Source organism: Paenibacillus cellulositrophicus (assembly GCF_009363095.1).
In the GTDB taxonomy this organism is placed as follows: domain Bacteria; phylum Bacillota; class Bacilli; order Paenibacillales; family Paenibacillaceae; genus Paenibacillus_AQ; species Paenibacillus_AQ favisporus.
Genome location: NZ_CP045295.1, coordinates 234,733 through 248,118 on the forward strand (window position 1 = coordinate 234,733; position 13,386 = coordinate 248,118).

Genomic DNA, 13,386 nt, shown 5'->3' on the forward strand with positions numbered 1-13,386 from the left:
CAAGTCCTACAAAATTGCATCGCCAATCAGAAACCCATGCGGGAAAATACCCTAATCGATGAGCTACTCTCTGTGAGGCAATGTTACTGGCGATTACATCATAACTTGGTAGCGCGCGCTTATTCGGATATCATGCGGTTCGTGAGGCTGCCCAACTTCTCGATGTTGATCGTGACGATGTCGCCGGCCTTTAAGTAGACCTGATTCTCTGGCGGTTTGCCGAGCACGACGCCTTCCGGCGTCCCCGTCAAAATAATGTCGCCGGGCACGAGCGTCATATGATGCGAAATGTAGCTGACGATCTCGTCGCAGCGGAAAATCATGTCCGACGTGTTGGAATGCTGTCGCACTTCGCCGTTTACTATGCACTTGATGTCTAATGCGTTCGGATCGCCGACCTCGTCCGCGGTAACGAGGTACGGCCCGAGCGGCGAAAATTTGTCGCACGACTTCCCGAGCAGCCACTGCTGAGTGCGCATCTGCAGGTCACGCGCGGACAAATCGTTAGCGGCGCAGTAGCCGAATACGTAGTCTAGCGCCTCTTCCTTGGCGACATATTTGGCCGTCTTGCCAATCACGATGACGAGCTCCGCTTCGTAGTCAACTTTCTGCGATGTGCGCGGCAGCAGCACGTCTTCGCCGTCAGCAGCCAACGTGTTGCTGAATTTACTGAACAGAATCGGATATTCCGGGATTGGCGCGTTTGTCTCCACGGCGTGTTTGCGGTAATTAAGGCCGACGCAAATGATTTTGTTCGGGTGTGTAACACACGGTCCGAGCTTGAGACCAGATTTTCCGAGCAGGACGTCGTTGCAAGACGCCAGTGTGCGGTTAACTGCTTGCTGCAGCGTCCGTATCGCTTCCTCCCCGCCTTCGATCACTTCGTGCACAGTGCGCGGTCCCGGACCGTCGCCAAGCGCCGCCGCAACGTCGACGATGCCTACCTCGGTAGCGACACCGAGGCGGTATGTATTGCCTTCAAGATAGGTTAACAGTTTCATAGGTTATGGTCCTCCCTAAGCATTTTTTCCGAAGACGAGGACGCCATCGATGTAGAGTGGCAAGCCCATCATGAACTTCGGTTCGTTGGAGCCGTGGAACAGCGCCTCATACTTTTCCTCCGGATCGGCATACGACTGGCGCAAATATTACTTGACAAACAGAGTCAAGAAGGATGTTGTACGTACGGTGCGTAGTCGACCTGCATCGACTTGGTCAGGGCGAGCCTCGTGAATCGCCCCGTCGCTGCTGATGTCGGCATGCTTGATGAGCGTGGTGCCTCCGACGTACGCCAGGGATCCGGCGAGGAACTTAAGAACTGAAACTAAAATACTGGTGTCTTTACTTTTTAAAGATCAGAATCAAGAAAACTGCCTGTAAGAGAAAAAGTCTTCGATTGAGCTATCGTTCCCGTTAGTTAATTCAGTTCACAAATAAAAGCAGCAACTGGTTTTGAAATGATCAATTCTCCACCACATGATTCAATTTTTTGTCTAGTTAGAGTAAGGAAAGTGTGTGAGATTGCTTCCCGTTGTTCACGGCTTAATGATATGTCATGATAAGGACCTTGATAGAGTTGAGTTGCCATATAGTATTTTAACACAGGCTCTGGATCTGTTACCTTGAATCCTGCCTCATAAGTTAATAATTCTACTCGATTAAAGTGCTCTAACAGTATGGCCTCTCCATTTTCTAAGGAAAAAGGAATCGGATCTTCTTTAATTTCAAATGGTATATGTAACTGATGCATTGTCTCCTGATGCAGTGCGAAGAATTCAGGCATCCCCCGGCTGCTATTAGTCGTAGCTAAAAATTGTCCTGTATTTCTTAAAACTCTGCAAATTTCCTTCAATCCTTTCCTCAAATCAGGTAGATGGTAAAGCATGTGATTAGCCATGACAACATCAAACTCATCAGAAAGAAACGGCAATTTCTCAGCGTCAGCAATCATGTGGAGGATAGGTAGCCCTTCCTGTTCTGCCTGAATACGTGCTGAATTCATAACTCCTTCTGTTAAGTCACAACAAACCATAAACCCACCATTATTCTTCAAAATTTTACTGGTGGGGATCGAGAACCTCCCATTCCCTGTTCCAATATCAAGAACGCGTTCACTGCCCAACAAGTTAAGCTTATCTATTGTCCAAGTTTCAAACATTTCTGTTGATATTCCGTATTTACACATGACCTCATACTTAGCACTAAGATTATTACCTGTGTTATAAATCAATTGTATGCTTTCTTTATTTTGTGAATTCTCGTAGTAGTTCCGGACTTGACTCATTTTCTTGCCCTCCTAACCGTACTTTAATTGTTCACAATTTTTAATATAAATTAAAATCTCGATAAAAGTTAGGGGGTGAATTTGTCGATATTCCTGCAGTCTAATTAGCACTATTTTGCCCTTTAGCTTAATAAAGCTGCCGATCAGCACCGGCAGCCTTCTCCCTGATCGTTTTCTTCAGCTAACGTTTCTCGTTAGGTCAATCGTCAATTCCATAAATAACTATGTCATTTCGCATAACTGAACAAATTTTAAAGAATAAGGGATCCTCTGACTGACGCTACAGCCGGAGAATCCCTATTAAAGTAACGTGCCCTTTAGGCGACTGAGTCAACCGCACAACTATGCTGGAACGTAGGTCAACCTGATCACCTTCTCGCCAATTCGATCGCTTGCCACAAGACGCAGCGGCGGCCGCGGACCGGCGAAGAACGGCTTGCCATGACCCAGCACGACTGGATGCAGGTAGAGTCTATACTCATCAACGAGACCGAGCTCCGTTAGACTGTGGGCCAGCTCCGGCCCGGCAACTTCAATCTCCCCTTCATGCTGAGTCTTCAGCCCACGTATGGCCGCTGCGAGGTCGCCCTCAATCAGAGAAGCGTTCGGACCGACGGTCTTTAACGTCCTCGACACCACCCACTTCGGTATGCTTTGCCACGCCGCTGCGTATTCCCGTTCCGGCGCATCCCATTCCAAATGGTCTTCGTCCCAATACCGCATGGTCTCGTACATGCGGCGCCCGTACAGGCAGCCCGCCAGGCCGCGCACGTCGTCGATGAAATGACGGAATAGCACGGGGTCGGGCTGAAATGCCGGGTGGTCGTGGTCGACGAATCCGTCCAGAGACTGGTTTAATGCGAAAACGATCTTTGCCATGCGACTGACTCTCCTCCCTGGTTTTCTCGCACATTCAACATCAAGATTACACGTTCCATATGCAGCCTCCTTTATGTCTACATTTTATCATCCAACAGAATGTCCGGTTTCTCATGGATTGCTAATGAGCACAGTCCTGGCCTAACTGAATGCAAATTTAATTTAACGAAGGATGTCTAACCAAGATAGGATGAATCATATCGAAGGATTGACCAATGTACTCACGCGCCGTTTGTTAACAAGCGTTCGAGTTTAGTCTCGGTAAAACAATCGGAACAACACTTCCGTAAATCGGATTTCGAACAAGATGCATTACTTTAGCCAAGCTATAAAGCGCGCGAGTATGGTGGACACTTCAGCCCGCGAGACAATACTGGCAGGGTCCAGAAGGTTCCCTGGCTTGCCGTTCAGGATTCCCACCTCCGTAGCCCAGCTCATAGCGTCCTTTGCCCAATCAGAAATCTCGCCGCTGTCCGCAAAGCTCTTGCCGATGCCGCCCACAGCAGGTTGCCCGCCGTACCGGTACAGGAGTGTGATCAGCTGCTCACGGGTAATGGCAGCCTCCGGAACGCTGCCGTCGCTGATCCCCGCAGCCACTGCCCAGTCCTGCGCCTTGCTGTACCAATACAAGCCCCCTTCGGTCTCGGCGCCGTCCAGCCGGGCCATCACGGTGAAGAGCATGGCGCGGCTCATAGATGCATTGGGGGCAAAATTCTCTTTATCTGTCCCTAGAAACAGTTCACGGCTAGCAGTAAAAGCAATCGACTCCGCAGCCCAATGGTGGTCAGGCACATCCTTAAATGTGATCTTGTTGTCTACCAGCTTCACCGTTACATCGCTCCTGACCAGGATACTCAATCCATTCTCCGTCATTACGGAGGTCCCGATGATTGTTCTGGAGCGGTCACCTCTGACTGTATAGGCTACAGTGGAGGCGGAGGCTTTCTTGACGGGAATTGTAATCCGTGCTTGTGCCACTCCTTCGGGCAGATGAACTTCGGCCGTTACTTCCCCTAGCGACTTCGTAATTGTCTCAACCTTCACACCCTGCGAATCGGTGACGACAGAACGGCTGCTTCCGTCCGGCTTGCTCACGGTCTCGCTTTTGCTGCCGTCTTGCTTCGTGACTACTTCGGTCAGAGTGCCACTGCGTTCCTTCGTGATGACTTTACGGTCGCCATTCGGCCAGACGGTGGTCTCCGTAACTGTTCCGGTATTCTGGTCTGTGACGATAGTCGTTGTGCTGCCGTCCCCATTCTTAGTGATCGGGGCAGACGTAGGCGGGGCAGTCGAACTGGCAGGCTCGTTGCCAGAATTGCTGCCGCCGCTGGTCGCATATACACCGACAGTCACAACGCAAGACGCTGTGTAACTGCCGTCTGCAGTGGTCGCCTTTATTACAGTCGTGCCGGAGGCGTGGGCACTCACAAGTCCGTGCTCATCCACAGTAGCTACAGCCGGGTTTGATGTGCTCCAAATCACGGTCTTATTAGATGCTTCAGCGGGTTCTACATGTGCGGTGAGCTGGACAGTGGAGCTCCCATAGTTGGTATACAATTGTGCAATAGTTGGGTCCAGGCTCACACCGGTGACAGGAATCGATTGATTAAAAGCCGTAATAGTGAACTCCACATAAGGACTTGCTTTATGTGTGTCCGTTTCGCGGTATCGAACCCAGTACGTTCCGGGCTGCAGATTGGCAAGTGTATCACCTTCTACATTTAACCAGGTGCCCCCATGATCTGAAGACCATTCCATGGAATCATTCACCCCGGTGATGCGTCCATCATTGGCGCCAGCCGCTGTTTCATCGACTTTCCCAAGACCCTCTGGAGCGGCCTTCGGTCCTCCTATGACCATAGCTTTGAAATCATCAAAGTCGATGGAGGCATTGGCGTACCCGTCGATCCCAAACAGTTGTCCGATCAGCTTGTCACCGCCTGTATGGCGGAAATTGTAATCCGTAGCTACCGGAACATCGTCGAGGTAGACGGTGTAGGTCTTGTTATCCCAGTTGGACACCATTTTGATTTTGTACCATGTATTGTAGGACACGTTTTGGACTGCTTTCTTGGATCCACCGTTCTGTACAATAAACTTACCGGTATCAAAAGCAGTGACCATCGAATAATTGCCGGTACCGCTGTCGTTTCTCATCATGGCGCCATTGGCGTACTGGAAGCTGCTGTTTAATCTGGCGCGATACTCGATGACGATGCGCTGATCCCCCTCCGCTTTTACCTCCCCTGTATATGGCAGGAACAGGTTTGCCTTGCCCGAGGTAGCGGTCGTGGTCAGTCGAAGAAATTTATTACCGTCCTCTTCCTTTACCGTTGCGGTAGCTCCATTGGTCAGATCTTCAATGGTGATACCGTAAGGGTATTTGCCTACCGTATCGCCGGAGAAATCCCGGTAAGCGTTATAGACAACGCCATCCTGCACGCTGTTAAGCGAACCTAACAGAGCCTCTTCCGCCTGAGCGAGATTATCCAGTACCCCGTCAAACTGCTCTTTGCTCAGATCCGGGTTGGAGGCCATCTCTTCTGCTTTATTCACCTCGGCCACAAAAGCGTCATACTTGGATTGGCTATAGTTGCCTAACCCAGTGCCCAACGGATAAGAGAAATTCGCCAGTCTATTGCGGTGCTGATTCACAATGTCATCAAGGCCCCATCCTGCAACAACTTCTACGGGTACAGTGGAAGGAATATCTCGGCCATCCACCTTCAGAATGACTGGCACCTGAACCGTACCAAGAGAGCTGAAGTCCATCCCCTCCGGCTTCCAGCTGACAACTTCCGCCGTCATCGACTCGCTATTGTATACAACATCCACAACGCTGGGCGGATCAGGAGTCACTCCCGAAGGAGTCTTCACTTCAGAAACCACCTGAACCGCATCAGAAGCGTCGATTACTGTCAATTGGATTGCCGTTTTGCTGCCGTTGTATTCGGCTGTAATAAGAGCTGTACCCGGTTTATCTGCGTATACCGAAGGGGTGACCGAGACAGTATCAATCCGGGCCACTCCGGGATCGCTGCTGGTATACTGAGCATCAGCTGTCACATTCTTCATTTCATAGTTGTTATAGCGAGCAGTTAACTGCAATGGGAGGCTTCGCTGTCCGCTGGTCAGGACGCTGTCCAATCCGCTCATGTCAAGAGACTGCACCGATCTGGGCTCTGCGATTACGGTTACCGCGGCCGTTGTTGTTTTCCCCTGATATGTCGCGGTAATTGTCGTACTGCCCGCCCCGACAGCTTTAATCTGATCCCCTTCATCAATAATGGCAACCTTCATGTCGGAAGAACTGAAGGTAGCTCCAGTATCGATAGCCGTATAGGTAGCGCCCGTTACCGTATACAGTGGCAACCTGCGGGTTTCGTTCAACCCCAGGGTAAATCCCGGGGATTCAAATAAAATTTCCGATGTATCCAGCTTAAATAGATCCATACTGTCGATTTCGGCCAGATTGCTCCCTTTCGAGAAGCGGATGATGTTGTCGCCTTCCTTAAGGAAGATTTTCGCCGTGGAGGTTCCCCAACGATTCGGACCAGAATAGACGATGTTCAATTTGGCACCGGAGCTGCCGTTGACCGACAATATATGGGAGGCATCCGCCGCATTGGGGGAGCCATTGGCATTGCGCACGGACAGGTTATAGAATCCCGCCTCCGGCACATTTACTGTAAACTGTGCATAATCATTGGTGTTCTTGATACCTGCGATTTTCATCCCGCCTGATGCGGTGCTTTCCCGCAGGACAGCCGGAGAAGTTTCTCCATTCGGATCCTTCACCAGCAACGCATTTTCCGCTTCATAGCGCTTCCGCATCAGCTCACCGGAAGGTATGGCAATCGGCATGTTCGGATCTACCGGCGCTCCCAGGTTCGGCGTATTGTCGTCATTCCAAGTGAATTTCTGTGCGTAGACTTTGCGGGTCCAGCCTGACCCCGGCCAGCGGGCAGCATGGTAAATGATCCAGTCCTCCGCACCATCAGGAGATGAGACGATACTATGGTGGCCAGGGCCGTAAACACCATTGGCACTAGAAAAGATCGGCTTATCCCGCTTTACCCAGGAGCCAGGGTTCATTAAATCGTCGCTAATCTTGGCCGTAATCAACCCGAGGGAGTAACTGTCTGTCCAGCTTCCGTTGGCCGAATAGATCAGATTGATGGTGTCGCCCTTTATAGTGACCTCGGGCCCTTCATTGATCCTCCCCGGGGAAGTTTCCCAGTCATATTCAGGCGTTGAAATCAGGACCCGTTCCGAACTGATGGTCCGCGGATCGCTCATCTTTGCGATATATAAATTTTGAAAGCTTCCGTCGGTTTCCTCCCAGCCGGACCAAATAAAATAGTGATCCTCATTTACAGTCAGCACAGTGCCGTCAATTGCCCAACGATCGGTGGAATCGGTAATCTTCCCTTTGAACTCCCAGGTTCCCGTCATCGGATTATCACTGGCGTTCTCCAGCACGTACATGCGATGGTTTGCATTGGTTCCGTCGTCGGCTGCGAAGTAGATATACCATTTGAATAGGCCATCGTTATCTCTGAGATAGTGCATTTCAGGCGCCCAAACATCGGAACTGTACATGGACCCTTTAACCGGTGTCCAGGCTAGGCTTCTCTCGCCCGCTTCAATGCCAGTAATCGTCTTCGCTCTGCGGATCATGATGCCGCTGGCATTGACAAACACATTGTAGTAGTAGCCGTCCGTATGCTTGTAAACCCAAGGGTCGGCCCCTGTCTGCATGATAACATTGTAGAAATCAGACACATCCTTTCCCTCCTGCCGGGATGCCAAATCCGCCTTATCCGGCGTTTGCTCTGCCGCCATAGCCGCTCCGTTCCATTGTGGCAGCATCAGCAGCACGGCGAGACAAAACAGCAAATACCTGAATCTTTTCCTATCCCATAAAACCGCTTTCAACTTCATCCATCCCCCTGTCATTGATTTTTTCAGCCATGTCCTCATTCTACTTTCAGAGAAAATTTAAAAAATGTACTATCTTAAATTGTTTTGGTAACCGTTTTAGAAAAAGTGTCTTGACCTTCGGATTATACTTAACCCTCTCAGCGTCTGATGGTTATCGCCGGAAATTCGAAGAAAAAAGGACACAATCCCCGATTAAGGGATGTGTCCTGAAGAAAAACAATTCATTGTAGTGTGTCCGGCTATCGACATAACCTTACTCTTCCGAAGGTTTGCCGTAGCTTAACAGCTTTGGAATCCTCACGGTCACGGTCGTCCCATGGCCGAACTGGCTATCTATGGCGATCCCGTAACCCTCTCCAAACAATAGCCGGAGCCTGTTATGGATATTGGAAAGTCCGATGCTTGCAGCCGGTTGGCCATCTGGTGCAGGTTCTGGGGATGCCATGCCCAGCTTAGCCTGAAGGGAAGCCAATTGCTCCGGGTCCATGCCCTTCCCGGTATCCGTGATTTGGAAGCACACGTCCCCGTGCGCATCTATGCTCCCGGTAACTTGAAGCCGGCCCCCTTGATCCATCCGCTCCAGCCCATGATAGACTGCATTCTCCACAATGGGTTGGAGAATCATCTTGGGGGTTTGCATCTCCAGGAGTCCCTCGTCCACATCGATCTCGATGATAAATTTATTTTCATACCGGATGGCGATAATGTTCATATAAGCCTGAATACAGTCCAGCTCTTCTCTTATCCGCACAAGATCATCTTTTCTTATACTGTACCGGAATATTTTGGACATGCAAGATGCAATTTGCGCGATCTCCCTGCTTCCGTATTCCAATCCGATGCTGCTGATGCAATTGAGCGTATTATAGAGAAAATGGGGGTTGATCTGGCTTTGCAGGGCAGCAAACTCCGCCTGTTTCTGACTCAGCTCAGATTCATATAATCTGGCCTGGGTATTGATCATATCGCTTGCCATCTGTTCCCTTTCATTGATTACCCGGTTAATGTCGTCGGCCAGCATGCCTACTTCATTGGTAGACCGGACTTTAATGCGGAAGCCCATATCCCGGCTCCCAACTCGCTTCATATCCAGAACAAGTCCCATCACCGGACGCATCAGATTGTTCATAAAAAAACTGCCCATGATGAGCATGCTTAGAATCATCCCAATCCCCACGATAATGCTGACTTTCCGTATAGGGTTCATGTCTGCAGTAAGCTCATGCACTGGAATCATACTCACAACCCGCCACCCGTCTGCCTGCTCCAAACCCTTAACCTGGACAAGAATATCTTCCCCATCGATCGTTGTTTTGACCCCGTTAAGCAGGATGCCCTTATCCATAGACAGAACTTCCCTGAATAACGCACCTCGGGCATTGGAATTGGTGGAAGCAATCACCTCATCCCGGCTATTCAGAATGTACAAGGTAGAGTTGGGCGTTAATTCCGTATTTTCTACAAGCCCCTGCATTTTGTCCATATTGACCAAAACGGTACAGTAACCCGTAATTTGGGAGAAATAGATTCCCCCGATGGCCTCCACAATCGGCGCTATATAAAAGAACTGTTCCGTTCCTGTTCTGTCGTCTTTTAGAATCGAGGTGAACATCCCCTTGTCCCGCAGCGAAGGATCTTCCTTATACTTCTGGATAAAGGTATCGTAACGATTGAGAAAAAAAATATCTCCGCTTGCTGATGCCAAACTGTACAGCCGTCTTCCCCGAATATCATTAATTACAATTCCGTCCACATACGAATTAAAGGATCTCATATATTCCATGAGATCCAATGCATTTGGACCGCTATTAAACGCCCTTTTGTAATCATCATCCACTACAGAAAATTCCTGAACCCGTCTGCTATTGACCGCAATGCTGGTGCTGACCCTGATATCACTAAATGCAGAATCAATTTTGCGGCGTGTTTGTTCTATCATTTGGTTACTGTAATGGGCGGCTCTCTTCTGGGTTAAATTAGAGAAACTATAATAATAATAAAATTCCATGACAGTAAAAATGATGATGGAGAAAAAAAAGATAAGCCATATCTGATGCTTCAATTTCAGTTTACTGATCTTCATGGCCCGCCGCTCCGTTCATATCAACTTTTTCTGAATTTGGCGGGGGTCATCCCGCAATGCTTCTTGAACACTTTATTGAAATAATAATAATCGACATACCCGGCCTGAATGGCCACTTCTTCAATGGATAGATCCGTTCGCTTCAGGAGCTCACGGGCTTTCTTGATTCTCAGCTCCGACACATATTCAGAGAAGGTTTTGCCCAGATTTTTTCTGAATAATTGGCAGCAATACACCTGGTTAATGAAGAACTGGGCAGATAGATCCTTCAAATACAATTTCTGCTCAAAATGATGGTTGATATAATGGATCATCCTGTTGAAGCAGGACTGGATGTCCCCTTCTTGCACTGAGCGGCTGTTTCCTATCCTAATGGAGTCGAGAACCTCATGTAAAAAGCTGCATAGCGACTCAAAGTGTTCAAATCGTTCCTTGATCTCGGAATAATTCAGGAATTCCAATTCCATATCCTTCAATTCCTCAGAATATGCTTTGATAAGGATCCCGACGGCTTGATTCCACAGGTAGACAACCTCAGACATGCCCAGATGATGATCCCTGAAATATGCCTGCAGCCCTTTAATGTACGCATCCACATCGTCAAATTGATTTCCCTGTAGGATGTGGTGGATTTCATCGATACATGGCTTCACCAGATGAAGCTTCGGCTCGTAGTGAACGACGCCCCCAGCTTCTTCAAGAAAAACCTGGGAAGCGGACAGGTCTGCTTCTTTAATGAGCTTGCTCATGTGCTTTAGTTGATTAGAGATGCTGCTGACGCCCATAACATGGATGCCCGTCTTATTCAGAACCCACTTATCCGACAGTCCTTCCAGACAAGCCCTATGCTCCGTCATCAGGACAACTAGCATTTTTCGGGCTCCGGCTTCAACTTCCACAACATGAACAGGCTTTCCCTCCAAAGAAAGCAGGTTCCTCATATTTTTATTTTCTCCCTCGAAATAGATGGACAACACCTGATAATAGTACACAGCTGCATCATCGGGAAGCGGTAGGAAGCTCTTTATCTCGCCCTCATTCGCCGAGGTCAGTGCATCCAGAAGGAGTTGGTTGCGTGCGGTGCTTCTTCGGGAGAAGTGCATGGCCAGCTTCGCAATGAAGGGGTCAGCCTTATCGATATCCAAAGGTTTCAGGAAATAATCCAGCGCGCCATAGCGCAGCGCTTCCTGGGCATATTCAAATTCCGCATATCCGCTTACGATGACAAACTCAATGTCCATCCCTTCTACTTTGGCCCTCTTCATCAGATCCAGTCCGGATATTTCAGGCATACGGATATCCGTAAATACCAAATCGGGTTCATTCGCTTTTATGGCATCCCATGCTGTGTAAGCGCTTTTAAATTGTCCGATAATTTCAAATCCATATTTATCCCAATCGAAGGCGTTGCGGATTCCTTTAATTGCCCACGGCTCATCATCTACAATCATGACCTTGTACATGGGTATCCTCCTGAACATATGGATTCTCCCGAATAATAGCAAAATTATTCGGGAACAGCAACGAAAAAAGGATAAACCACAGACTGGTTTATCCTTATGCCATGGATTACTTGCTCTGTGCTTTGACATCTCTATAATTCTTTATATTCTCATCCTGAACAGCCTGACCGCCGGCGTCCATGTATTCTGTCACGAGCTTGTCATACAAGGCGTCGAACTCTGCCGGCTTGGCAACGACCAGCCTGTCACTCATCTGCTTGTTCATGTCACCCAACGTTTTGCCGTACTTGATACTAGCTTCGTTCGAGACACCGTAATAGAAGCCTGTATAACCATCCGTCGTGTTGATCTTGTACGAATCGACAGCCAGTTTTTCATAGCTCTGATCTCCGGCTGCTAAGGCTGCTGCATACGTTCGGACATTCTTTTCGGTATCGCCCAGCTCTGCACCGTTTACAATTAGAGTATAATCCATATTCAGATTGCTCGTTTGCATATTTTCGCCGGTTTGCGCAATCCCTTGCGGGATGCCGTTTACAAGCTTATGGTTGACGCCTTCTTCACCAAACTGAAGGAAGTACATCACCTCCGGATCAGCCATCCAGTTCAGATACTTTATGGCCAGCTCCGCATTTTTGCTGCTTTTCGGGATGAAGGAGAAAATCCCGTTTTCATTGTACATCTCTTTCAGGTATTTCCCCTCATCGTTTTTGAAGGTATCTACAGCAACATAGTTGGCATCAGGTGCATTTTGCTTCAGGGGTTCACGAATTTTTTGTGAAAGTGGATAATCCCAGTTGGCAGCGTAGAAGCCTACTTTGCCATTGGTCACATCGGCATCCGCTTGTTTGGTTGTTTTATCCAGTGCAAAGTCGGGGCTGATCAGCTTTTCATTATACAGTTTGTTCAGCCATTTATAAGCATCCTTGGTGCCGGGCTTCAGCCAATTGGTGGTGGTAACGAATTCCTCCTCCGACATCGGACCCCAGAACGAAGGAATCAGGTTGCCAAAGGTGTAGTTCATGCCGGAAGCCGCTGTTGCCCACGGAATGACACCATCCACATTACCCGGGTTCTTGTCACGGAAAGCAACGAGGGTATTATATAGCTCATCCCGATTCGTTGGAACAGGCATTCCCAGCTTATCCAGCCAATCCTTGCGGATAAACATGCCGTTCCAAGCAATCAGAGTCCGCTTGCCTGGGATCGAGATTTGTTTGCCCTCATATTTCCCGTAGGAAAGAACTTTCTCGCCCAGATAAGACTTTAATTGCTGGCCATGCTTCTCCAACAATTCATCCAGTGTATAGAGGCCACCGCTTTTTGCGAAACGGGTTACGGTATTCCCGTCATAAGTGAAGGAAATATCAGGAGCCTCGTTGGCAGCCATCAACACATTCAGCTTGTCGACTTCTTGGGAACGGGGAACAGGAACAAATTTTACAATGGCGTTATTAGGCTTCCCGAATTTTTCATTGACATATTTGGTCCACGTGTTGTTGTTCAAGTCCGGTTGTCCCTGAATACCTCTGTCAAACACTTCCACTGTCAAGGTTACTGGGGAACCGGAGCCCGCTTCCGATGCGTTGGACCCTTTTGATACCGTCTCCCCATTGTTATTGCCTGCGCCACCACAGCCTGCCACTCCTACGGCTAGAAGCACTGTGCTAAATAGAATTGCTGCTTTCTTCTTTATGCCCTTATACACTTTAACCACCCTTTCGTTCTTATGA

Annotated in this window: 7 protein-coding genes and 1 pseudogene; all 8 read right to left on the minus strand. The window is 48.8% G+C overall.

What is annotated here, in order from left to right; translation table 11 throughout:
- Positions 1 to 119 precede the first annotated feature (119 nt).
- The 8 genes and pseudogenes from GCU45_RS00930 to GCU45_RS00965 all read right to left on the minus strand — a co-directional run bounded on the left by GCU45_RS00930 (position 120) and on the right by GCU45_RS00965 (position 13,361).
- Positions 120 to 1,001: a fumarylacetoacetate hydrolase family protein gene (locus tag GCU45_RS00930; RefSeq protein ID WP_152397699.1), complete on the minus strand. Its 882-nt coding sequence runs from the start codon at positions 999 to 1,001 to the stop codon at positions 120 to 122.
- A 15-nt stretch (positions 1,002 to 1,016) separates the two neighbouring features.
- Positions 1,017 to 1,279: pseudogene (locus tag GCU45_RS34100) on the minus strand (short-chain dehydrogenase); the annotation flags it as partial.
- 138 nt (positions 1,280 to 1,417) lie between these two features.
- Complete coding sequence (locus GCU45_RS00940; RefSeq protein ID WP_152397700.1) at positions 1,418 to 2,284, minus strand: class I SAM-dependent methyltransferase; 867 nt, start codon at positions 2,282 to 2,284, stop codon at positions 1,418 to 1,420.
- A gap of 342 nt (positions 2,285 to 2,626) precedes the next feature.
- Positions 2,627 to 3,163: a dihydrofolate reductase family protein gene (locus GCU45_RS00945; protein WP_152397701.1), complete on the minus strand. Its 537-nt coding sequence runs from the start codon at positions 3,161 to 3,163 to the stop codon at positions 2,627 to 2,629.
- Positions 3,164 to 3,475: 312 nt separating this feature from the next.
- Entirely contained in the window at positions 3,476 to 8,035 is a 4,560-nt protein-coding gene (locus GCU45_RS00950; RefSeq protein ID WP_425281279.1) for a family 43 glycosylhydrolase, read from the minus strand.
- Positions 8,036 to 8,360: 325 nt separating this feature from the next.
- Positions 8,361 to 9,812: a sensor histidine kinase gene (locus GCU45_RS00955; RefSeq protein ID WP_244364370.1), complete on the minus strand. Its 1,452-nt coding sequence runs from the start codon at positions 9,810 to 9,812 to the stop codon at positions 8,361 to 8,363.
- A 398-nt stretch (positions 9,813 to 10,210) separates the two neighbouring features.
- On the minus strand, positions 10,211 to 11,653 hold the full coding sequence (locus GCU45_RS00960) for a response regulator (protein ID WP_152397704.1): 1,443 nt from the start codon (positions 11,651 to 11,653) through the stop codon (positions 10,211 to 10,213).
- A 106-nt stretch (positions 11,654 to 11,759) separates the two neighbouring features.
- Complete coding sequence (locus GCU45_RS00965) at positions 11,760 to 13,361, minus strand: extracellular solute-binding protein (RefSeq protein WP_152397705.1); 1,602 nt, start codon at positions 13,359 to 13,361, stop codon at positions 11,760 to 11,762.
- Between the last annotated feature and the right edge of the window lie 25 nt (positions 13,362 to 13,386).